The organism is Sphingomonas sp. dw_22 (genome assembly GCF_018449795.1).
Classification (GTDB): Bacteria; Pseudomonadota; Alphaproteobacteria; order Sphingomonadales; family Sphingomonadaceae; genus Sphingomonas.
In genome coordinates this window covers 116582-138270 of the sequence record NZ_JAAVVE010000004.1, presented here as the reverse complement: position 1 = coordinate 138270, position 21689 = coordinate 116582, and the positions used below count along the sequence as shown (strand labels likewise).

The 21689-nt window shown below is 67.0% G+C and carries 18 protein-coding genes and 1 tRNA gene; 8 read left to right on the top strand and 11 right to left on the bottom strand.

Features of this window, described 5'->3' with window-relative positions:
* The first annotated feature begins 85 nt into the window (after positions 1 to 85).
* A complete protein-coding gene (locus HB724_RS03260) occupies positions 86 to 1597 on the top strand; it encodes a protoglobin domain-containing protein (RefSeq protein WP_346344658.1) in 1512 nt (503 codons plus the stop codon).
* 6 nt (positions 1598 to 1603) lie between these two features.
* Here HB724_RS03260 and HB724_RS03255 read toward each other — a convergent pair whose 3' ends face one another.
* Together HB724_RS03255 and HB724_RS03250 are read right to left on the bottom strand one after the other, a co-directional pair.
* Positions 1604 to 2011 carry a hypothetical protein gene (locus tag HB724_RS03255; RefSeq protein WP_213979466.1) on the bottom strand — a complete coding sequence of 136 codons (408 nt, stop codon included), beginning with the start codon at positions 2009 to 2011 and terminating at the stop codon, positions 1604 to 1606.
* A complete protein-coding gene (locus HB724_RS03250; protein WP_213979465.1) occupies positions 2008 to 3996 on the bottom strand; it encodes a bifunctional diguanylate cyclase/phosphodiesterase in 1989 nt (662 codons plus the stop codon). Before HB724_RS03250 ends, HB724_RS03255 begins: the two co-directional genes overlap by 4 nt.
* Before the next feature lie 80 nt (positions 3997 to 4076).
* On the opposite strand from HB724_RS03250, the gene moaA reads away from it, so the two are divergent.
* The 3 genes from moaA to HB724_RS03235 all read left to right on the top strand — a co-directional run bounded on the left by moaA (position 4077) and on the right by HB724_RS03235 (position 6006).
* Positions 4077 to 5090, top strand: a complete 1014-nt coding sequence (gene moaA, locus HB724_RS03245; protein WP_213979464.1) for a GTP 3',8-cyclase MoaA — start codon at positions 4077 to 4079, stop codon at positions 5088 to 5090.
* The gene (locus tag HB724_RS03240; RefSeq protein ID WP_213979463.1) at positions 5087 to 5857 is read left to right on the top strand and encodes an NAD kinase; all 771 of its coding nucleotides are present in this window, start codon (positions 5087 to 5089) and stop codon (positions 5855 to 5857) included. Before moaA ends, HB724_RS03240 begins: the two co-directional genes overlap by 4 nt.
* 74 nt (positions 5858 to 5931) lie before the next feature.
* Positions 5932 to 6006, top strand: a tRNA-Asn gene (locus HB724_RS03235).
* A gap of 72 nt (positions 6007 to 6078) precedes the next feature.
* On the opposite strand, the gene HB724_RS03230 is transcribed toward HB724_RS03235, so the two are convergent.
* Entirely contained in the window at positions 6079 to 6897 is an 819-nt protein-coding gene (locus HB724_RS03230) for an SDR family NAD(P)-dependent oxidoreductase (RefSeq protein WP_213979462.1), read from the bottom strand.
* Between the two features lie 348 nt (positions 6898 to 7245).
* Here HB724_RS03230 and HB724_RS03225 point away from each other — a divergent pair, with 348 nt between their 5' ends.
* Positions 7246 to 7560, top strand: a complete 315-nt coding sequence (locus HB724_RS03225) for a hypothetical protein (protein WP_213979461.1) — start codon at positions 7246 to 7248, stop codon at positions 7558 to 7560.
* 7 nt (positions 7561 to 7567) lie between these two features.
* Here HB724_RS03225 and HB724_RS03220 read toward each other — a convergent pair whose 3' ends face one another.
* On the bottom strand, positions 7568 to 10894 hold the full coding sequence (locus HB724_RS03220; RefSeq protein WP_213979460.1) for a glycosyltransferase: 3327 nt from the start codon (positions 10892 to 10894) through the stop codon (positions 7568 to 7570).
* A gap of 132 nt (positions 10895 to 11026) precedes the next feature.
* On the opposite strand from HB724_RS03220, the gene HB724_RS03215 reads away from it, so the two are divergent.
* Positions 11027 to 12580 carry a tryptophan halogenase family protein gene (locus tag HB724_RS03215; protein WP_213979459.1) on the top strand — a complete coding sequence of 518 codons (1554 nt, stop codon included), beginning with the start codon at positions 11027 to 11029 and terminating at the stop codon, positions 12578 to 12580.
* 16 nt (positions 12581 to 12596) lie between these two features.
* Here the strand turns inward: HB724_RS03215 and HB724_RS03210 are convergent, their stop codons facing one another.
* Positions 12597 to 13973 carry a cation:proton antiporter gene (locus HB724_RS03210; protein WP_213979458.1) on the bottom strand — a complete coding sequence of 459 codons (1377 nt, stop codon included), beginning with the start codon at positions 13971 to 13973 and terminating at the stop codon, positions 12597 to 12599.
* 207 nt (positions 13974 to 14180) lie between these two features.
* Here HB724_RS03210 and HB724_RS03205 point away from each other — a divergent pair, with 207 nt between their 5' ends.
* A complete protein-coding gene (locus HB724_RS03205) occupies positions 14181 to 14426 on the top strand; it encodes a type II toxin-antitoxin system Phd/YefM family antitoxin (RefSeq protein WP_213979457.1) in 246 nt (81 codons plus the stop codon).
* Positions 14426 to 14923 (top strand): PIN domain-containing protein, encoded by a 498-nt coding sequence (locus HB724_RS03200; RefSeq protein ID WP_213979456.1) that lies wholly within the window; start codon positions 14426 to 14428, stop codon positions 14921 to 14923. Before HB724_RS03205 ends, HB724_RS03200 begins: the two co-directional genes overlap by 1 nt.
* On the opposite strand, the gene HB724_RS03195 is transcribed toward HB724_RS03200, so the two are convergent.
* The 6 genes from HB724_RS03195 to scpA form a co-directional block, all read right to left on the bottom strand.
* Complete coding sequence (locus tag HB724_RS03195) at positions 14913 to 15590, bottom strand: hypothetical protein (RefSeq protein WP_213979455.1); 678 nt, start codon at positions 15588 to 15590, stop codon at positions 14913 to 14915. The two genes, HB724_RS03200 and HB724_RS03195, sit on opposite strands and share 11 nt — an antisense overlap.
* Before the next feature lie 166 nt (positions 15591 to 15756).
* Positions 15757 to 17757 carry an acetyl/propionyl/methylcrotonyl-CoA carboxylase subunit alpha gene (locus tag HB724_RS03190; RefSeq protein WP_213979454.1) on the bottom strand — a complete coding sequence of 667 codons (2001 nt, stop codon included), beginning with the start codon at positions 17755 to 17757 and terminating at the stop codon, positions 15757 to 15759.
* Complete coding sequence (locus HB724_RS03185) at positions 17757 to 18140, bottom strand: lysozyme inhibitor LprI family protein (protein ID WP_213979453.1); 384 nt, start codon at positions 18138 to 18140, stop codon at positions 17757 to 17759. The genes HB724_RS03190 and HB724_RS03185 overlap by 1 nt, the downstream gene beginning before the upstream one ends.
* Before the next feature lie 19 nt (positions 18141 to 18159).
* A complete protein-coding gene (locus tag HB724_RS03180; protein ID WP_213979452.1) occupies positions 18160 to 18540 on the bottom strand; it encodes a lysozyme inhibitor LprI family protein in 381 nt (126 codons plus the stop codon).
* Positions 18537 to 19535, bottom strand: a complete 999-nt coding sequence (gene bioB / locus HB724_RS03175; RefSeq protein WP_213979451.1) for a biotin synthase BioB — start codon at positions 19533 to 19535, stop codon at positions 18537 to 18539. The genes HB724_RS03180 and bioB overlap by 4 nt, the downstream gene beginning before the upstream one ends.
* Positions 19532 to 21673, bottom strand: a complete 2142-nt coding sequence (gene scpA, locus HB724_RS03170) for a methylmalonyl-CoA mutase (protein WP_213979450.1) — start codon at positions 21671 to 21673, stop codon at positions 19532 to 19534. The genes bioB and scpA overlap by 4 nt, the downstream gene beginning before the upstream one ends.
* Positions 21674 to 21689 lie beyond the last annotated feature (16 nt).

Sequence of the window (21689 nt, the reverse complement as noted above, 5' to 3'; positions counted from 1 at the left end):
ACCGAATGGCCGCCTATAATGTTGGCATAGCCCGATTTTCCGGCAACGTCCTGTTGCCGGCCCATCTGCCGCAAAGGAATCCATGGTGACGACCAACGAACTCTCTTCCCGATTGGTCTTCATGGAGTTCAGCGATACCCAACGCGCGACGCTTCGGGCCAGCCACCCTATCCTGCGCGCGATCATGGGAGGCGCGCTCGACCGCTTCTATGCCCGCGCCGCCAAGACGCCCGAGACGGCCCGCTTCTTCCGCAACGCCGCGCACATGGGCCAGGCCAAGGCCGCCCAGGCCAAGCATTGGGAGCATATCGCCCAGGCCGATTTCGACGGCACCTATCACGCCAGCACGCGGCGCATCGGCTCCACCCATGCGCGTATCGGCCTGGAGCCGCGCTGGTATGTCGGCAGCTATGCGATCCTGATCGAGGAGTTCCTGGCCGGCGTCCATCGGCATTGCGCACCCTGGCGGCGCGCGCTCAACCTGTTCCGCACGCCCTCGGCGCGCGATGCGAGCATCGCCATCGCCAAGGCCGCCGTGCTGGACATGGAAGTCTCGCTCACGACCTATGTCGATGAGGCGCAGGCGGATCGGAACATGGCGGTCCAGCGCATCGAAAAAGCGCTGGACGCGCTCGCCGGCGGCGATCTCACCAACGAGCTGGACGGCATGCCTGCCGGCTTCACCGATCTGGAGCGCGCCTATAATTCCACCCTCGCCAAGATGCGCACGATGATCGGCGCGGTCGGCGAAGGCACGGCCCGGCTCAACAGCGGCATCGGCGAGATCGCCCAGGCATCCGAAGACCTGGCCCGCCGCACCGAGAGCAACGCAGCTTCGCTGGAGGAAACCAACGCGGCGGTCGGCCAGATGGAGACTCGCCTCAAGACCACGGCGCATGCGGCCCGGCAGACCGTTTCCCGCGCCGATCAGGCGATCTCCACCGTCGGCGACGGGCGCGGCATCGCCGATCTCGCGGTCCAGGCCATGGGCCGCGTCTCGGACTCGGCCAAGGGCATCGACAATGTGATCGAGGGCCTCGACAAGATCGCGTTCCAGACGCGCGTCCTCGCGATGAACGCCGCGGTCGAGGCTGGCCGCGCCGGCGAGGCTGGCCGCGGCTTCGCGGTCGTGGCGGACCTGGTCTCGGCGCTCGCGATGCGCGCCGAGGAAGAGGCGCAGCGCGCCCGCGAGCAATTGACCACCACCCAGGACGAGATCAGCACCGCGGTCGAGGCGGTGCAGAAGGTCGACAATGCGCTCGCCGACATTTCGGGCGATGTCGGCCAGGTGCACCAGCTCCTTGCCACAATGGCCGAGGACAATAGCGCGCAGTCGATCGCCGTCACCGAAATTTCCAGCGCGATCGGCACCATGGACCGCGCCACGCAGCAGAACGCGGCGATGGTCGAGGAGACTTCGGCCGCCGCGCGCACGCTGAGCGCGGAAGTGGCCGAACTTGCCGAACGCGCATCGGCCTTCATCGTCACCGGCAAAGCGGGCAATCGTGGCAAGGCGAACGGAACCACCGCCCTGCTGCCCCCGGTCCGTCCGCTCCCGGCGGCGGCAATCTCGGCCCTGACCCGGCCTGATGCCTAGAACAGCCTAATCCCCGCCACGTCCCGGCTCGACCAGGACGTGGCGCTCCTCCTCCAGCTCCTCGATGCTGAACTTCTCGCGCCGCATCGAGAAGCCGCCACTCCAATGCGCCAGTCGCCAGCCACCGCTGATCTCGGTCGCGTCGCCGTTCACCGTGCCGGCATAATAAACCGAGTGGGACAATCGCCCGCCGTCATATTGCTTGATCCAGTGGATCTGCGCGCCCGATCGCCCACCATGCACCGTGGCGCGCAGGGGCGCCGGGCCATGAGGATCGGGCTCGCTCACGCTGCCGTCGATCGCGCCTCCCACTTCCTCCAGCACCGCGATGAAGCTGTTGGGATAGACAAGCGGATCGTTCGAGCTCCAGCTCCCGTACCAGATGCCGGAGACGTCGCGCCCGTCGCCGCTCACCAGTCGCGCACCAGCGTCGCGAGTGCCGGCACGTCGATCGGCCCCGAGCAGAGATAGCCCTGGAAATACTGGCAACCTTCCTTGGCGAGCATGTCGAGCTGCGTCTCGGTCTCCACGCCCTCGGCCACCACTGAAAGCCCCAGCGATCGCGCCATGTCGATCACGCCGCGCACCACGATCCGGTCGCGATGCGAGCCGGTGATGTCCTGGCTCAGCTTCCGGTCGATCTTGAGATAGTCGAGCGGCAGCGCCTTCAGATAGGCGAGGCTCGAATAGCCCGTGCCGAAATCGTCGATCGCCACCCGGCATCCGGCAGTGCGCAGCTCGGAAAGCAGCCGCGCCGCCTCGCTCAGGTCCGCCATGATCCCGCTTTCGGTGATCTCGATCGTCAGCCGCGCGCGCGGAAAACCGCTCGCATCGATCCGCCCGAGCAGACTGTCGGCAAAGCCCGGCCGGGCCACATCGGCCGCGGTCACGTTGATCGAGAGCCGCAGCTTGTTCAGCGATTGCGGCCACAGGGCCGCCACCGTCAGCGCCCGTTTCTGGACATGATCGCTTAGCAGGCTTTCCAGCCCCGCCCGCTCCGCCGCCGCGAACAGGGGCTCGGCCCCCACCTCGCCGAACTGCGGATGCTGCCAGCGCGCCAGCGCCTCGACGCCGGTGATCGCGCCCGTCGCGACCGCCACCTGCGGCTGGAACAGCACGCCGATCTCGCCGCGCTCCAGCCCCTTGCGCAGGTCGCCGACCAACGCCTCGATCGGCGGCCCGCTCTGCCCGTTCGCCGGGGCGTCGCCCAGCAGCGTCTCGCTCGCGCGCCTGAGCAGGCTCGACGCGGTGTCCGCAGCCAGGCTTTCCGCCGTGACCAGCTTCGCGCCGAGATGCGCCAGCTCGCCGCCCGCCACGAACGGCCGCGCCAGGGCCTCCGCCATCCGCTCGGCCGCGACCGCCAGCGCCTTGCCGCCGGGATCGACGCTCGCGGCGAGGAAATCCGATCCGCCGACCCGCGCGACCACCGCGTCCTTGCCCAGCGTCTCGCGGGCGACTTCGGCCACCCGCCGCGAAACGCCGCGCAACAACTCGTCGCCGGCGGCCCGGCCATAAGCAGTGTTGACCGTGTCGAACCGGGTAAGCCCGATCAGCACCAGCCCCACCGGACTTCCCTCATCGAGCCGCTTATCGATCCAGCGTCGCGCACTGGGTCCGTCGCGAGCGCCGGTCAGCGCGTCGCGCACCGCCGCGCCGGCATCGGGCGCCATGCCCAGCGGCTCGACCAGCGAATCGAGCCGCCCGGATTCGGCATCGTACTGGAGATGCTGCACCACCCGGCCGACACCCGGCAGGTCGTGCGCGAACGCAGTCGAGCCCCCTCCGCCGTCGAGCCGCCGCAGCGCCGCCCGCGCCAGCTTGCGGTCCGCCGGATCGAGCCGGCCCAGCATCGCGCGCACGCCCGGCGCCTCGGGCAGGTCGAGCATCGTCGCCAGCGCCGGAGTCATCTCCAGGGAGCGCATCTCGCGATCGAAGCGCCAGCCGAGCGGATCGCCGCCGCCGGCCCCCTGCCCCAGCCATCCGGCCAGCCGCTCGACATGGCGCTGGGCGAAGCGGATCGCATGCGCCATGGCTGCGGACGACATCGGGCTGCCCAGGAAATGCGTCGCGCCCGCATCGTAGAAGCGCTGCATATGCACGGTATCGCTCTGCGAGACGAGGATCAGCATCGCCGCGCCATGCGTCTCGATCGCCGGCCCCAGGATCTTGGCCGCGTCCAGCCCGTCGGTCATCGCGCCGCGCGCGTCGATCACCGCCACCGCCGCGCCGCTCGCCAGGAACCGCGTCTCCAGCCCGTCGCTGCGCCGCGCCGCCACGACCCGCCATCCGCCGCCCGCCGCCGCGGCCGCCACTTCGTCGCGCTGGCGGAAGGACAGCACGAAGACCGGCGTTTCGGGCGCCGTCGTGTTGGTCTGAACGATCGTGAATTCTTCATCCATGGGCAGACCGATAGTGGGTAACGGACGGAACCGCCATCGCAAGGGTTGTTTGCTCGGGAAGGAGTGCTTACCCAAGCAGAATGGCCAGCGATCCTGCCCTTGCGCCCAAAGCTCTGGTGGATCGTCATGGTCGCGCGATCCGCTATCTGCGCATTTCCGTGACAGATCGCTGCGACCTGCGCTGCCGCTATTGCATGTCCGAACGGATGACGTTCCTGCCCCGGGACGCGCTGCTCAGCCTCGACGAGATCGCGCTGATCGCCGAACGCTTCATCGCCCGCGGCGTGCGCAAGATCCGGTTGACGGGCGGCGAACCGCTGGTGCGGCGCGACATGATCGATCTCGCGCGCCGGCTCGGCCGCCATGTCGGCACGGCCCTCGACGAACTCACGCTCACCACCAACGGCACGCACCTGGCCGAACATGCCGAGGCACTGTTCGCTGCCGGCATCCGCCGCGTCAATGTGAGCATCGACAGCCGCGATCCCGAGACCTTCCGCACCATCACCCGCCATGGCGACGTGTCGAAGGTGCTGGAGGGCATCGCCGCCGCCCGCGCAGCCGGCTTGGCGGTCAAGATCAACATGGTCGCGCTGAAGGGCTTCAACGACCGCGAATTCGCTCCGATGCTCGCCTGGGCGGTCGCGCAGGGCATGGACCTGTCGCTGATCGAGACGATGCCGCTCGGCACGATCGACGAGGACCGCGCCGATCGCTTCCTCCCGCTTACCCGGGTGATGGACGAGTTGCGCAAGCAATTCGATCTGCTCCCCGATACCCACAACAGCGGCGGCCCCGCACGCTATTGGCGCGTCGCCGGCACCGGCACGCGGCTGGGCCTGATCTCGCCCCTCACCGGCAATTTTTGCGCGACCTGCAACCGCGTCCGCCTCTCCACCGACGGACGGCTCCATATGTGCCTGGGCCATGAGGATTCGGTCGATCTCAAGGCCGCGATCCGCACCGGCGGCCTCACCCTGGTCGACATCCGTATCGACCAGGCGCTGGGCAGCAAGCCGGAGGCGCATGATTTCCACATCGTCCGCGGCGCGGCGCCCGCGGTCGCGCGCCACATGAGCGTCACCGGCGGATGACGATCCCCCGCGCGTTGCTCGCCTCCCCCACCGCTCCCGCCCAGATCGCGGCCGAGGAACTGCGCCAGGCTTACGACTGGGTGCCGCTCGACCAGGCCGAGCAGGTCGTGGCGCTGGGCGGCGACGGCTTCATGCTCCAGACGCTTCACGCGATGCTGGAGCGTCGGCGGATCGTCCCGGTGTTCGGCATGAACCTGGGCACGATCGGCTTCCTGATGAACGACTGGGCGCTCGAAGGGCTCGATCAGCGCCTGGCCCGCACCAAGCCGTTCCGCGTCTCCCCGCTCAGCATGACCGCGATCACGGTCGACGGCGAGCATTGCACGCTGCCTGCGATCAACGAGGTCTCGCTGCTGCGCGAGACCCGCCAGACCGCCAAGATCGAAGTCACCGTCAACGATCGCATCGTGCTGCCCGAGTTGGTGTGCGACGGCATCCTGGTGGCCACGCCAGCCGGATCGACCGCGTATAATTTCTCCGCCCAGGGGCCGATCCTGCCGCTCGGCTCGGCGCTGCTGGCGCTCACGCCGATCAGCCCGTTCCGCCCTCGGCGCTGGCGTGGCGCGATTCTTCCCGAGAAGACCCGCATCGGCCTGCGCGTGCTGGAGGCGGACAAGCGCCCGGTCAGCGCCGTCGCCGATCAGCGCGAGGTGCGCGAAGTCGCCGAGGTCCAGGTGGAGATCGACCATATGCGCGACCTCACTTTGCTCTTCGATCCCGAGCATGCACTGGACGATCGCATAACGATGGAACAATTCATCGCCTGAGCCCCTTGCAAAGCACGAAAACCCGCTGCTATAGGCGCCCCTCCGCAGCGGCCCAGGCCGCTACAAGACGGCATTCCCCGGTAGCTCAGCGGTAGAGCGTTCGACTGTTAATCGAATGGTCGCCTGTTCGAATCAGGCCCGGGGAGCCACTTGTTTCCAGCCTCGCCGGCGCGGCCGAAAGGCACTGGCCGAGGAAACCGATCCTCCCCCGGCCACCTCAGTCAGTCCTCAGCCATGAACGCGGCGAAGGCTTCTCGATACTTCGGATGCCAGCGCGAGAGCGCCGGCCGATTCTCGATCACGTCGCCCATCGTCCAGGCCATGCGTTTTTCGTCCAGATCCCGGGTGACTTCATTGTCCGGGCACAGGATGTAGAAGTCGCCCGCCGCCATCCGTTCCATCATGAAGTCGATCACCTGCTCCGCAGTCCAGGCGCCGGCGGGCTTCTCGCCGCCCGAGCGCGTCATGCCGGTGAAGGTGAAGCCCGGGATCAGGAGATGTGCGCCGATACGCCCCCCGGTCTTCTCCAGCAGGCTGTGCGCCAGCCCCTCGGTCAGCGCCTTCACCGCGGACTTGCTGACATTATACGCCGTGTTGCCGGGCGGCTGGGTGATTCCCTGCTTGGAGCCCGTGTTGATGACGAGCCCGGGCTTTCCGCCGTCGATCATCGCCGGCACGAACGCCTGGACGCCGTGCACCACGCCCATCAGGTTGATCCCGATCACGCTGTCCCAGATGTCAGGGCTCGACAGAGCATCGGCGCCACCATGGATGGCCGCATTGTTCATCAGCACCGAAACCGGGCCGAAACGCGCGCGCACTTCCCCGGCGAGCGACTCGACGGCGGCCCGGTCGCTCACATCGACGAGGAACGACGCGGCTTCGGGACCGATCGCAGCAGCTGCCTCGGCCACCGCCGGCGCCTTGTCGACAAGGCAGACCCGCATCCCTTCGGCCGCGAACCTGCGGGCGGCGGCGAGCCCGATCCCTCTGGCGGCTCCGGTGACGACGGCCACATGGCCGGGCGCGATGGCGTCCATTGCTGATTCTCCCTTGATGTCCGAATGCGCACGGCGAAGCAGGCCGGCACGGGGAATCTAGAACCTGACCCGCGTCGTATCAATCGGCGCGCGACCTTCCGGCGAGCGCGGCATTGATAAATCCCCACCGGACCGATATGCGCGGCATTCCACGATATCGGGCAGTTGGATGACCGAGGCTCTGATGGCGATCACGATCCGGACGGCGGAGCGACTTAGCTCCGGCGCTTCGTTCGTGCGCGAACGGAGCCGCCAGCGAATTAGTGGCTGCCGGATCGGCTGATCCGGCGCGCGTCGGGGCCGCCTCTCGCGGCTCGTCATTTCCAGTTTCGAATCGATGGATTTCCCATGTCGCACCAAGATTGCGCGCGCGCCATATCGAGCGCGCCCACCCTGTATCGCCCTGTCCGCAAGACCCCGAACGACCGCCTCTGCCGATTGCAGGTGGAAGCGGAGATCTGCCCCAATGTGCTGCTGCGGGTGCTCGACCTCGTCTCCCGCCACGCGCTGGTTCCGCTGACCATCACGTCCGAGCGGCGGGACGATCATCTCTGGCTCGAAGTGGCGGTCGATGGCCTGCCGGAGCGCGCCGCACAGATATTGCTCGGCAATGTGGAGGCCATGGTGAAAGTGCGCGACGCCCGGCTCGTGCTGCCGGGCTGAGCGCTCCTCAGCCCGGATTCTGCGCAGCGGGCGCGCCCGTCCCCACCCGCCCGCTGCGCTCCAGCTTGCCCCAGCCGACCCACCAACCGCCCACGGCGGAGCTGATCGCGCGCAGCACCACCCAGTACATGAGCTGGCGATAGACGAAGCGCTGCGCCACCAGCAGCAGCGCGGGATAGCGGATCTTGCGGCTGTTGAGCCGGTAGGCGATCCAGCCGCAGCCCACGTCTATCGCAGTGAAGGCCACCCAATAGATCGCCATGGTGCCGACATCGCCCTGGGTCTGCTCCCAGCCATGCTGCGACACGTTGATCGCGGTCCCGATCACCGCCACCACCAGGGCGAGGTCGATCAGCGGCGAGATCGCGGCGAACCCGATCTGGAATATCCAGGCCTGGGGAAGGCCCACCAGCGCCAGCCCGCGCGCCGAACGGTCGCGATCGCGATAGATGCCGCGATGCTTCCACAGGCACTGGAGCGTCCCGAACGCCCAGCGATAGCGCTGTTTGGCGAGCGCCTTGAAGCTCTCGGGCGCCTCGGTCCAGGCGACCGCGTCGGTATCATAAGTCACGCGCCAGCCCCCGCGCTGGATCGCGATGGTCAGATCCTGGTCCTCGGCCAGCGTATCCTCGGGATAGCCGCCCACGGCATCGAGCGCGGCGCGGCGCCAGGCCCCCACCGCGCCGGGAACTACGGTGATCGCGTTGAAGCCCGCAAGCGCGCGCCGCTCCAGATTCTGCGCAGTCACATATTCCACCGCCTGCCAGCGGGTGACGAGATTGACGCGGTTGCCCACCTGGGCATTGCCCGCCACCGCGCCCAGCTTGGGATCGACGAACCAGCGCGCCAGCCGTCCGATCGTCTCGGGCTCGAACTGGGTATCGGCGTCGAGCGCGATGATGACCTCGCCCCTGGCCGATTGCAGCGCACGGTTGAGCGCCGCCGCCTTGCCGCCATTCTCCAGCGTCAGCAGCGTCACGCGCGGATCGTCGCCGAACTCCCGTGCCACGATCGCGCTGGTCGCATCCTTCGATCCGTCGTCGGCGACGATCAGCTCGATCGCCGGATAGTCGCTCGCCAGCACGCGGCGGATCGATCCCTCGATCACGCGCTCCTCGTTATAGGCGGGGATGATGACCGAGACGGTCGGCATGAAGACAGGCTTCTCGCCCCGCTCGCGCCGCCGCTGGCGAAGCGCCAGCCCCGCGAGGATCAGCGCCCGCGCGATGCCCAGCGTGATCGCGACGAAGAACAGCCATCGAAGCGCCGCCGCCAGCCCCGCGAGCACCACGAAGATCGCCACATCGGCGCGCACCGCCAGCAGGTCGCTTCCCTCGATCTTCGGCATCACCGCGTCGCGCGAGAGCCCGGCGAGCTGCGACACCGGCACGAAACTGTATCCCTTGGCGCGCAACTGGGCGATGATCTGCGGGAGCGCGGTCACCGTCTGGCTGCGCTCGCCGCCGCCGTCATGGAGCAGGACGACATTGGCCGATCGCTCGGGCGAGGCGGCGAGCACCTGCGACACCGCGCGCTGGATGATCGCATCGACGCCGGGCCGCTTCCAGTCGTCCGGATCGGCATGGAGGCCGACCACCGTATAGCCCTGCTGCTGCGCCACCACGGCGGGATCGAGCTCGTCCGCCGTGGTCGGCTCGGCATCGCCGAAATAGGGCGCGCGGAACAGCCGCATGCCGCGGCCGGTATAGGCCTGGACCAGCCGCTGGGTCGCATTGAGCTCGATCGAGGTGCTGCGCGCCGAAGCGAGCGCTAGATTGGGGTGGGTATAGGTATGGTTGCCCAGCTCATGCCCCTCGGCGACCATCCGGCGCAGCAGCAGCGGGTGCTGGAGCGCATTCTCGCCGATGATGAAGAATGTCCCGGGCACCTTCTCGCGCTTCAATATGTCCAGAATCTGCGGCGTGTAGGTCGTATCCGGCCCGTCGTCGAAGGTCAGCGCCACCAGCTTCGGCGCGGCGCCGGTGCGCGAGACGACATAGGGCGTGGGCAGCACCGCATAATCGACATCGCGGATGATCCCCGCCGCATCGAAATGCACCTCGCGCCGACCGTTGGTGGGCGATGCGGTGACGCGCAATATCTCGCCCGATCCCTCGACATCGACTTCGCTCGCCGGCACCATCGTGCCCAGGTCGGGCCGCCCACCGTTGCGGAACGCCTGGAGCGCCGGCCAGACCCCGGCATCCTCGGTCCCCAGCCTCCACAGCGCGACGCTGCCCACGCCCATCGCGCGCACGGCCTGGAGCTGGTTCCACGTCGCCGTGGCATCCAGCATCCAGATCTCGTGATGCTCGCCATTGTCCTCGTCATAGGCGAAGGCGGCGTTGCCGCTCGCCTTGTCGAACTCGATCGGCGCCTCGCTGTCATGCGCGGCGATCCACGCCTCTTCGATGCTGAGTGCATCCACCTTGCTGCCGTGCCAGTCATAGGCATAGCTGCCGATCGCGACGATCAGCTTCTCCGCGCCGATCTGCCGCACGGCGCTGCGCAACTGATCGACGAACCAAGGCTGCGCCGCGATCGGCCCGGCGGTCCCGCCCTGCCAATGCTGGTCGTAGTTCATCAGGATTACGCGATCGGCGACGGCGGCGAAGCGCTTATAGTCCCAGTCCGGATCGCCCGCGGGCACGGTGACGGCGAGCACCTTGTCCTTGGGCAAGGCGGCGTTGATCTGCGCGAGCAGCCCGAGATAGTGCGGCACGGCACCGGCCGGCAGGCTCTCGAAATCCATCACCAGCCCGGCCTGCTTGCGCGCCGCGACCATCGCCGCGAGGTCGTGCACGAACTTCGCTCGCGCGGCGGGATCGGCGATCAGCCTGGCCGCGCCGGCCCCGTCCCATTGCTCGTTCGCCAGGTTCTGCACCATCGGCAGCACCTTGGGTGGGTGCGGCGCTCCGGCGAGGATGGCGGCGAAAGGCACGTCGTCCTGGATATGCATCGCGTGCTTCGGCCCCGCGACCGTCACCAGCGCGGGCACCACCCAATCGAGATTGCGGATATTGCGCTGGAGCGAACTCGCGCTCGACTGGTCCCACGGAACGTAGAAGCCGATCGTCAGCGCCGATCCGATCGTCTTGGCGTTTCCGGCCGGAAGCCAGCGTCCGCCCTTGTGCCCCCGCGCGTCCTTCGAATGGAGTGCCGCCGGCTTGGTGCTGCCCCAGCGCACCGGCAGGTCGCCGCCGCGCGGCACGTCGAGGATGGTGATCGCGAACACCACCGCCGTCGCCACCACGAGCAATATCGCCACGACGACCGCGCGCAGGGTCCAGCGTCGCCGGCTGCCGGAGGGATCGAAGAAGATGGGCCGAGACATGGGATCCCTCAGAAACGCGGACTCGCGCGCTGCAATATATAGGCAACATTAGCAACGCGCATTCCGCTAATGGCGCATACAAAGGTTTTGCACAGCCTGTTCGGCTGATGCCGGCTGGGATATGCAGCGGATATGGAGCGGAAGCGACGCATTCTGGTGGTCGGCGGCGGCACGGCCGGCTGGCTGACCGCGGCGTATCTCGCCAGGTTCCTCGATCTTTCCGGGCGCGGCCATCTGGAGATCACGCTGCTCGAATCCCCCGATATCGGCATCGTCGGCGTGGGTGAAGGCACCTTCCCCACCATCCGCGAGACGCTGAAGTTCCTCGGGATCGATGAAGGCCAGTTCATCCGGGGCACTTCGGCGACGTTCAAGCAGGGTATCCGCTTCACCGATTGGGTCCACACGCCCGAAAACGGCGCGCACAGCCATTTCCTCCACCCGTTCGAAGCGCCCTTCTATGCCGAAGGGGCGAACCTGGCGGCCTATTGGCTGCTCCAGGACGAGAAGACCCGCCCGCCCTTCGCCCAGGCCGTGACGATCCAGAACCGCGTCGCCGATGCCCGCCGCGCGCCCAAGCGCGCGCATGAGGGGGATTTCGGCGGGCCGCTCAACTATGCCTATCATTTCGATGCGGCGCGGCTGGCCCGGGTGCTCGCTGCCCGGGGTCGGGAGCTGGGCGTCCGGCATATCGAGGACAGGTTGAACGGCGTCGCGCTCGATTCCGACGGCGCGATCGATCATGTCCTGACCGACGGCCATGGTGAGATGAAAGCCGATCTCTATATCGACTGCACGGGTTTCCGCGCCGAGTTGATCGGCAGCGCGATGCAGGCGCCGTTCAAGTCGGTACGCTCCAGCCTGTTCACCAATCGCGCGCTCGCCTGCAAGATTCCCTATGACCGGCCCGACACGCCGCTGGAAAGCTTCACCATCGCCACCGCGCATGAAGCGGGCTGGACGTGGGACATCGGCCTGGCCGGCGCGCGCGGCATCGGCTGCGTCTATTCAAGCGACCATATCGACGACGATCGCGCTGCCGAGATCCTCCACGACTATATCGGCGCGGGCGATGTCGAGATCGCGCCGCGCCGCATCCCGTTCGAGCCCGGCTATCGCGAACGGCAATGGGTGAAGAACTGCATTGCGGTCGGCCTGTCGGCGGGCTTCCTCGAGCCGCTCGAATCGACCGGCGTGGTGCTGATCGAAGCCGCGATCGGCATGATCGCGGAACTGTTCCCGCATAACGGCCCGATCGATGCGCCCGCCAGGCGCTTCAACGAGCTGATGACGGCGCGCTACGAGAACATCGTCTCCTTCCTGAAGCTCCATTACTGCCTCAGCCAGCGCCGGGAGCCCTTCTGGCGCAACAACACTCAGGCCGGCTCGATTCCCGATCGGCTGGCCGGACTGCTCGATCAATGGCGCTATCGCCCGCCCGGCCGCTTCGATTTCGTCCTCGATCTCGAAAGCTTCGCCTTCTTCAACTATCAGTACATCCTCTACGGGATGGAGTTCAAAACCGATCTGGGGCCGGCGCGCGGCGATTTCCCCCATGTCGCCGCGGCGGAGCGGATCTTCGCGCGCATCCGCAATTTCGGCGAGCGCGCGATGCACGATCTCCCCTCGCACCGCGAACTCATCGCCCGGATAAACGCCGACGACGAGCAGTTGCTCGCGGTTTAAGGGGCGATCCGCGATTTCAGACGGCGCCGGCGGCCATGCTGCCGGGAACGGCGCCCAGCTCGCCGGTCTGGCGCGCCTTGCGGCCATAGACCAGCTCGAACAACGGAGTCGCCATCACCGTGGTGACGATCGCCATCAGCACCAGCATCGAGAAGAGCGTGGGGCCGATGATGCCCTTCTGCAGGCCGATATTGATGATGATAAGCTCCATCAGTCCGCGCGAGTTCATCAGCGCACCGATGCCCAATGCGGTGCGGTTGTCCTCCCCGGCCAGCCGCGCCGCGGCCCAGCAGGCGCCGAACTTGGCAAGGATCGAGGCCGCCAGGACGCCCAGTGCGATCAGGAGCAGCGGCACCGAATTCACCATGTCCATCCGGGTGTTGAGCCCTGAATAGGTGAAGAACATCGGCACCAGCAGGACGAGCGCGAGCGGCTCCACCTTGCGCTTGATCTCCTGGGTGAACAGGCCGCGCGGCATCGCCACCCCCAGCAGGAAGCCGCCGAACACCGCATGGATGCCGATCGCGTCCGTCAGGAACGCCGAGAGGCAGAAGAACATCATCGTGATCGCGAGTATGCCGGTGCTCATCTCGCCCTTGGCCTCGACCATCCGGCCGAGCGGCGCGAGCAGCCTGCGGCCGAACACCAGGATGAAGGCGGCATAGAGCACGCCGCCGCCGATCGCGAGCACCGCGATCCCGGGTCCGCCGCCGAAGGTCGCCAGCACCACTGCGAGCACGCACCACGACGCCGCGTCGTCGAACGCGCCGGCCGTGAGCGTGAGCGTGCCGAGCGCGCTATTGGCAAGCCCGCGCTCGTTGATGATGCGCGCGAGCATCGGGAACGCGGTGAGCGCGATGCACGCGCCCATGAACAAGGTCGCGTTGGACTGGCTGATGCCGGGTGCGAACAGGCCGGGCACCGTCAGCAGGAAGGGCGTGATCGCCGTGGCGATCAGGAACGGCACGATGATTCCCGCCATCGAGACGCCGAACGCGCTCTTGCCCTTGCTCTGGAAGTGATCGAGCCGCAGCGTCGTGCCGACCAGGAACATGTAGAGCCCCACGCCGAGCTGTGCCCCGGCATAGAGGACGTTCTTGGTCTCCTTGGGAAACAGCAGCGCCTGGAAATCGGGGAAGAGCAAGCCGAGCAGCGATGGCCCGAGCACCACGCCCGCGACCATCTCGCCCACCACCTGGGGCTGGCCCAGGAATTTCTGGCCGAGCCAGCCGAAGACGCGGCACGCGAGGATGATTACCGCGAGCTGCAGGAAGAAATGGATGCTGTAGTCGCTCGGGGCGAAGCTCTTGGCGGCGTTCACCGCCGGACCATGCGCGCTCAATATATCGCCTGCCACGCGCACGGCATCGTTCAACAGATCCGTCAGCATCATATTCTCCCCCCGGCTTGCTTCGCGTCGTTTTCGCACGATCTGGCTTCAGGGAGCGCAGTTCAGGGATCGCGCGCAACCGGAAATTGCAGCGATCGGGATTGGGGAATGCGGTTTTTCATGACCGGCAAATGAAATGTTGCCGAACCGACACAAGGTAGTAACGTGCCTACACGCCAACGCTGTCAAGTGTAGCTATACAGGCTCGATATGAAGGTCATCAGCAGCCGCGATCTCAACCAGGATGTGAGCCGCGCCAAGCGCGCCGCGCGACTCGAACCGGTCTTCATCACCGATCGCGGCAAGCCCACCCATGTCTTGATGAGCATCGAGGCGTTCCGCCAGTTGACCGGCCATGGCGAGACGATCGTCGAGCTTCTGGCAATGCCGGCCACCACGGAGATCGACCTGGAAGCGGCGCGCGCGGGCGGCGCCTGGGACAGGAGCGCCGGCTGATGTACCTGCTCGATACCGGCGTCGTATTCGAGCTGCGCAAGGCCAAGGCCGGGCGCACCGATCCCGGCCTTGCGGGCTGGGCGGCAAGCGTGCCGCGACAGAGCCTGTTCCTTTCCGCGCTGGCCCTTCTCGAGCTCGACACCGGCGCCGCCGCAGTCGAACGCCAGGACAAGGTGGCAGGAACCGCGCTCCGCGACTGGATCGACAAGCAGGTGCTGCCCGCGTTCGAAGGACGCATCCTGGCGATAGACACGGCGGTAGTGCGCCGGCGCGCCCAGCTCGCCTATGCCGATGCGCGTGACGGCCTGATCGCCGCGACGGCGCTCGAACACGGCCTAACGCTGGTCACCCGCACCCCCGCCGCGTTCAAGGCGGGCCGGGTCAAGGTCTTCAATCCCTGGGGCTATGCGCCAGATGCGTTCGACGAGGAAGCGGATTGGGGCCAAGCGGCGCACACCGGCCCGCTCTGGCTCAAGAACCTGTTCGTCAGAACCTGACGTCGAGCGATTCGGTTGACGGACGGCGCGACGGCATCAGGTTGAACGAGAGGCCCGTCACCGTGCCCAGCACCACGCCCGAGACGACGCCGCCGATCAGCCCGCGGAACGCGATTTCCAGCGAGCCCGGATCGGCGCTGCCCACCGCGGACGCGACATAGATGCACGGCAAGGCCAGCCCCCAGCCGATCATGTTGGCGAGGATCCACCAATGCGCGCCATAGGCGACGCCGCGCAATACCAGCGCCTGGACCGTTCCGAAGAGCAATCCGACGACGATGCCGAACAGTGCGGCGGTGAGCGCGGTCTGGAGCAGATCGAGCACCGGCGCCTCCGGCCCGCTCTCCAGCCCGAAGACCGATACCCAGGCAGCCAGCCCCCATCCCGCCGTCGCGATCGCCGTCGTCGCGGAGGCCCAATGCCCCACGCCCAGCGCCGGATAGGGGCGCCGCAGCGCCCAGCCCTGGAGATAGCCCAGGATCAGACCCTGAAGGACTCCGCTTCCGGCCTTCGCGACCAGCATTACGATCTGTGCGGTAAGCCCCACCGGCGCGGGATCGAAGCGATCGCAGGTGACCCACCACAGCGCCGCGCTGGCGATGCCCAGCAGCTCGCCGGCTGCACAGGCCTCGATCCACCGCGTGAAGCTGTCATCCTCCTCCTGCACTCTCAAGCACTCCCCAGCCCACGCCTTGTTCGGCTTGTGGGGCAACCATCGTAACGCGATGGACAGATACCGCCATCCCTTTGTGAACCAAAGGCGAAAGCGGGCGCGGTTACACTTGTTGATCCGGGTTCAGAACGGCACGATGATGCGTAAAGCCGCCCGCAAGCTATTCGAATTCCAGGATGGCGGCGTCCACGGCCAGGCTGTCGCCGGGACCGAAATTGGCGGCCCTGACAGTCCCTGCACGCTCCGCGCGGAGGATATTCTCCATCTTCATCGCCTCGACCACCGCAAGCGGCTGGCCCGCCTCGACCTGATCGCCGGGCGCGACATGGAGCCGGGTGAGCAGCCCCGGCATCGGCGCGAGCAGGAATTTGGAGAGGTCGGGCGGCACCTTCTCGATCATGTGGTGGCGATATTGCGCGATGTGCGGCGGCAGCACCCCGACCAGATGCGAAGCGCCGTGCGCGGTGAGCTTCCACGCGGCACCCTTGCGATCGATCCCGACCGTGAGCGGCTCGTCATCGATCGTTGCCGCGAACAGCGGCTCGCCGGGGCGCCAATGACCGATCAGGTCGAGCGGCGGCTCCGCCGGACCGAAATTGACGAGCAATCCGCCTTCATAACCATCGACGGTGATCTCGAACCGCTCGCCGTCGATCATCACCGTGCGTTCGGCCGCCCCGATCACCCGATCCGCGAGCTGGCCCGAAATACATGATGCACGATGGGATCGTTCGAGGTCGATTGCCACGGCCACCGCCGCCAGTTTGCGCCTGAGCGTCGCCGAAGCGGGCGCGCCATGGAATCCCTCCGGATATTCCTCAGCGATGAAGCCCGTGGTCAGCGCGCCTTCACGGAAGCGCGGATGCTGCATGATCGCCGAGAGGAAATCGATATTGTGGCCGATCCCGTCGATCCGGAAGCGATCGAGCGCGACGACCTGCTTGTCCGCAGCCTCGTCGCGCGTCGCCCCATAAGTGACCAGCTTGGCGATCATCGGATCGTAGAACATCGAGACCTCGCCGCCCTCGACCACACCGTCATCGACGCGAACCCCGTCCCCCTGCGCGGGCGGCCGATAGCGCACCAGCCGCCCGGTGGAGGGCAGGAAGCCGCGATAGGGATCCTCGGCATAGACGCGATTCTCAATCGCCCAGCCGGTGAGCGTCACCTCTTCCTGGGTGAAGGCGAACTTCTCCCCGGCCGCGACGCGGATCATCTGCTCGACGAGATCGAGCCCGGTGATGCACTCCGTCACCGGATGCTCCACCTGGAGCCGGGTATTCATCTCCAGGAAGTAGAAGCCCTGCCCCGTCTTGTCGGCGCCCGAGACGATCAGTTCGACCGTGCCCGCGCTGAAATAGTCCACCGCCCGCGCCAGCGCGACGGCTTGCTCGCCCATCGCCTTGCGCATCTCCGGCGTGACGAAGGGCGACGGGGCTTCCTCCACCACCTTCTGGTGGCGCCGCTGGATCGAGCATTCGCGCTCGCCCAGATAGACGATGTTGCCATGCTGGTCGCCCAGCACCTGGATCTCGATATGGCGCGGCTGCTCGATGAACTTCTCGATGAAGACGCGGTCGTCGCCGAAGCTGGCGAGCCCCTCGCGCTTGGTAGCCTCGAAGCCTTCGCGCACGTCCTGCTCGCTGTACGCGAGCCGCATCCCCTTGCCGCCGCCGCCGGCGGAAGCCTTCATCATCACCGGATAGCCGATCTCGGAAGCGATCCGCACCGCTTCCTCGGTATCCGCGATCTCGCCCAGGAAGCCGGGGACGACGTTCACGCCGGCCGCTTTGGCGAGCTTCTTCGATTCGATCTTGTCGCCCATCGCCGCGATCGCGCCCGGCGGCGGGCCGACAAACGCGATCCCCGCTTCGGCGCAGGCGCGCGCGAAGCTCTCGCGCTCGGAGAGGAAGCCATAGCCTGGATGGATGCAGTCCGCCCCGGTCTCCTTGGCGGCGAGCAGGATCAGGTCCGCGCGCAGATAGCTCTCCGCCGCCGGCGCCGGCCCAAGCCGCACCGCCTCGTCCGCCATCCGCACATGCGGTGCGCGGGCATCGGCATCAGAATAGACCGCCACCGTGGCGATCCCCATCTTCTTGGCGGTGCGCATCACACGGCAGGCGATCTCGCCGCGATTGGCGACCAGGATTTTTTTGAACATCAATGGTTTCCGATAAGGGCTTTGAGCTGTTCGGTGCGCTCGCGCGTGAGTTTAGCCCGGCATTGGGCGACGAGCATCGGCTCCATGCTGCCGCCACGCGCGGCATATCCGGCGCTGACGCAATGCGTGTCGCGATAGGCGAGCCATGCCCGCTGGGCGGCCAGCAACTGGTTGGCATAGGTGGGGCGCCCGTCCTGCGCGGGATAGCGGTCCGCATTGTGCATCGCTGCCAGCGTCAGCTTCCACTGCCGGTTCATCGCCGCGTCCGCCGCGTTGAATTCCCGCACCGCGCAGCCCGTCATATCCGCCTGGGTGACGGCATTGCTGCATTGCGCGTCGGTCTGGGCATCCGCCAACAGCAGGGCCATCGCCAGCGAGATCATTGTGCAGTCTCCAGCATGGTCAGCGGTGCCCCACCTCTTGCAATTCTTTGGTACGGGCCACGGTCAACCCGGTCCTGCAATCGCTTCGCACCTGAATCTCACCGGAGGTTCCCTCCATGCCGAAGGCGACGACATCGCAATGGGCATTCCGCCAGGCGAGCCATGTCCGCTGCTCGGCCTGGAGCAGCTTGATCGCGCGCGGCCGGTTATAGCAGGATGTCGAGTTGCGCGGCGTGCAGTGCTGCAACCGGAAGATCGCCTGACTGAACACAGTTCCCATCGCACGCTCCGCCTTGGCGAGATCGCGCTGAGCGCAGCGGATGTCACCGCGCTCGCTCTTGTCCGTACAGGGCGCCGGGTGCCAATCCTGCAGCAGGATCGCCGCCGCAAAGAGGATCACTCCGCAGCCTCCAGTTCCGCCTTCACCTCGCCTTGCATCGCCGTGACGCCGAGCCGCGCGAACAGCGCCGCGTCCTTGTCGTCGCCTGCATTGCCGGCCGTCAGCAGTTTGTCGCCGGTGAAGATCGAGTTAGCCCCCGCCAGGAAGCACAAAGCCTGCGTCTCGTCGCTCATGCTCTCGCGGCCGGCCGACAGCCGCACCATCGACAGCGGCATCAGGATCCGCGCCACCGCCACGGTACGCACGAACTCGATCTCGTCGATCTTGGCGAGCGGCGTATCCGCCAGCATGTCGCCCAGCACGGTGCCCTTCACCGGCACCAGCGCGTTGATCGGCACGCTTTCCGGGTGCGGCATCGTCGCCAGCGCGTGGAGGAAGCCCACCCGGTCCGCGCGCGTCTCGCCCATGCCGACGATCCCGCCGCAACACACATTGATCCCCGCCGAGCGGACATGCTCCAGCGTCTCGATCCGCTCCTCGAAGCCGCGCGTGGTGATGACGTTGGCGTAGTTCTCGGGCGAGGTGTCGATATTGTGGTTGTAGTAATCGAGCCCCGCATCGGCGAGCGTCTTCGCCTGCCCCTCGCTGAGCATGCCCAGCGTCATGCAGGTCTCCATGCCCATCTGCCGCACGCCCTTAACCATCTCCACGATGGCGGGCATGTCGCGGTCCTTGGGGCTGCGCCACGCCGCGCCCATGCAGAAGCGGGACGAGCCATCGTCCTTGGCCTGCGCCGCCGCCTGGAGCACCGCGCGCACGTCCATCAGCTTGGTGGCTTTCAGCCCCGTCTCGGCATGGGCCGACTGGCTGCAATAGCCGCAATCCTCCGCGCAGCCGCCGGTCTTGATCGAGAGCAGGGTCGAGAGCTGCACGGCATTGCGCGGATGATGTGCGCGATGGACCGACGCCGCCTCGTACACCAAGTCCAGGAACGGCATGTCGAACAGCGCGGCGATCGCGTCGCGGGTCCAGTCGGTACGCACTTCACTACTCATTCGGCGGCTTCCTCGATCGGGGGCATATTGTGCCCCAGCAGCCGGAGCACTTCCTCGGCCGCCTTAACGAGGTTCGTTCCCGGACCAAAGATGGCCTGCACGCCGGCCTCGCGCAGGAATTCGTAATCCTGCGCGGGGATGACGCCGCCCGCGACCACCTTGATGTCGGCGCGGCCGGCGTCCTGCAATTCGCGGATCAGCTCAGGGATCAGCGTCTTGTGCCCCGCCGCGAGGCTGGAGGCGCCGACGACATCGACATTCTTCTCCAGGGCCAAGGCGGCCGCTTCCTGCGGAGTCTGGAAGAGCGGGCCCGGCACCACCTCGAACCCCAAATCGCCGAACGCCGACGAGACGAGGTTCGCCCCGCGATCATGCCCGTCCTGCCCCATCTTGGCGACCAGCATGCGCGGCTTGCGGCCCAGCCGCCGCTCGGTGGCGGCCAGGCCGTCCTTCAGCCGTTCCCAACGGATATCGTCGGCATAGGCGCCGCCATAGATACCCTTCACCGGCTCGGGCTGAGTCGCATAGCGGCCGAAACCCGCCTCCATCGCCGACGAGATCTCGCCCAGCGTCGCGCGCCTGCGGGCACATTCCACCGCGAGACCGAGCAGATTCTCCTTGCCCTCTGCGCCGACGCGCAGCGCCTCCAGCGCCGCCTGACACGCCGCCTCGTCGCGCTCGGCCTTCACCCGCTTGATCCGCGCGATCTGCGCCTCGCGTACCGCGTGGTTGTCGACATCGAGGATGTCGATCGGATCCTCGCCGTCCTTGCGATATTTGTTGACACCGACGATCACCTGCTCGCCCCGGTCGATCCGCGCGGCGGTGGCGGCGGCAGCCTCTTCGATCATCGCCTTGGGCCAGCCGGCCGCCACGGCCTTGGCCATGCCGCCCTCGGCCTCGACCCGCGCGATGATCTCCCAGGCGCGGTCGACCAGTTCCTGCGTCAGCGCCTCGACATAATAGGAGCCGCCCAGGGGATCGACCACCTTGGTCATCCCCGTCTCTTCCTGGATCACGATCTGCGTGTTGCGCGCGATCCGGGCGGAGAAGTCGGTGGGCAGCGCGATCGCCTCGTCCAATGCATTGGTGTGGAGGCTCTGGGTGCCGCCCAGCATCGCCGCCATCGCCTCGATCGTGGTGCGCATGACGTTGTTGTAGGGATCCTGCTCGGTGAGCGAGACGCCCGAGGTCTGGCAATGCGTGCGCAGCATCTTGGAACGCTCGTCCTGCGCGCCCAGCTTCGTCATCACCCGGTGCCACAGCACCCGCGCCGCGCGCAGCTTGGCGATCTCCATGAAGAAGTTCATGCCGATCGCGAAGAAGAACGACAGCCGCCCCGCGAACTTGTCGATATCCAGCCCCGAGGCGACGCCATACTTCACATATTCCATGCCGTCGGCGATGGTGAAGGCCAGCTCCTGCACCTGCGTCGCTCCGGCCTCCTGCATGTGATAGCCGGAGATGGAGATGCTGTTGAACTTCGGCATATGGGTCGAGGTATAGGCGAAGATGTCCGAGATGATCCGCATGCTCGGCTCGGGCGGATAGATATAGGTGTTGCGGACCATGAACTCCTTCAGGATGTCGTTCTGGATCGTGCCGTCCAGCTTCTCCTGAGGGACGCCCTGCTCCTCGCCCGCGACGATGAAGAAGGCAAGGATCGGGATCACCGCGCCGTTCATCGTCATCGAGACCGACATCTGATCGAGTGGTATCCCGTCGAACAGGATCTTCATGTCCTCGATCGTGTCGATCGCCACCCCCGCCTTGCCGACATCGCCGGTGACGCGCGGATGATCGCTGTCATAGCCGCGATGCGTGGCGAGATCGAAGGCGACGCTAAGTCCCTTCTGCCCCGCCGCCAGGTTGCGGCGATAGAAGGCGTTGGATTCCTCGGCGGTAGAGAAGCCCGCATATTGCCGAACCGTCCAGGGCCGCCCGGCATACATGCTCGCGCGCACGCCCCGGGTAAACGGCGCGAAGCCCGGCAGGCCGGGGTCGATGCCCGCCACATCCTCGGGAGTGTAGAGCGGCTTGACGTCGATCCCCTCCGGCGTGTGCCAGGTCAGGTCACGGCCCTTCACTTCCTTCGCGGCGGCTTCGGCCCAGGCGTCGAGGTTCGGTTTTTCAACCACAAACCCTCTCCCTTTG

Bases quoted from the DNA above. Each gene is read 5' to 3' on its own strand.
- HB724_RS03250 (WP_213979465.1), bottom strand. From the start codon at position 3,996: ATGGATGAAGAATTCACGATCGTTCAGACCAACACGACGGCGCCCGAA.
- moaA (WP_213979464.1), top strand. From the start codon at position 4,077: ATGGCCAGCGATCCTGCCCTTGCGCCCAAAGCTCTGGTGGATCGTCAT.
- HB724_RS03240 (WP_213979463.1), top strand. From the start codon at position 5,087: ATGACGATCCCCCGCGCGTTGCTCGCCTCCCCCACCGCTCCCGCCCAG.
- HB724_RS03230 (WP_213979462.1), bottom strand. From the start codon at position 6,897: ATGGACGCCATCGCGCCCGGCCATGTGGCCGTCGTCACCGGAGCCGCC.
- HB724_RS03225 (WP_213979461.1), top strand. From the start codon at position 7,246: ATGTCGCACCAAGATTGCGCGCGCGCCATATCGAGCGCGCCCACCCTG.
- HB724_RS03220 (WP_213979460.1), bottom strand. From the start codon at position 10,894: ATGTCTCGGCCCATCTTCTTCGATCCCTCCGGCAGCCGGCGACGCTGG.
- HB724_RS03215 (WP_213979459.1), top strand. From the start codon at position 11,027: ATGGAGCGGAAGCGACGCATTCTGGTGGTCGGCGGCGGCACGGCCGGC.
- HB724_RS03210 (WP_213979458.1), bottom strand. From the start codon at position 13,973: ATGATGCTGACGGATCTGTTGAACGATGCCGTGCGCGTGGCAGGCGAT.
- HB724_RS03205 (WP_213979457.1), top strand. From the start codon at position 14,181: ATGAAGGTCATCAGCAGCCGCGATCTCAACCAGGATGTGAGCCGCGCC.
- HB724_RS03200 (WP_213979456.1), top strand. From the start codon at position 14,426: ATGTACCTGCTCGATACCGGCGTCGTATTCGAGCTGCGCAAGGCCAAG.
- HB724_RS03190 (WP_213979454.1), bottom strand. From the start codon at position 17,757: ATGTTCAAAAAAATCCTGGTCGCCAATCGCGGCGAGATCGCCTGCCGT.
- HB724_RS03185 (WP_213979453.1), bottom strand. From the start codon at position 18,140: ATGATCTCGCTGGCGATGGCCCTGCTGTTGGCGGATGCCCAGACCGAC.
- bioB (WP_213979451.1), bottom strand. From the start codon at position 19,535: ATGAGTAGTGAAGTGCGTACCGACTGGACCCGCGACGCGATCGCCGCG.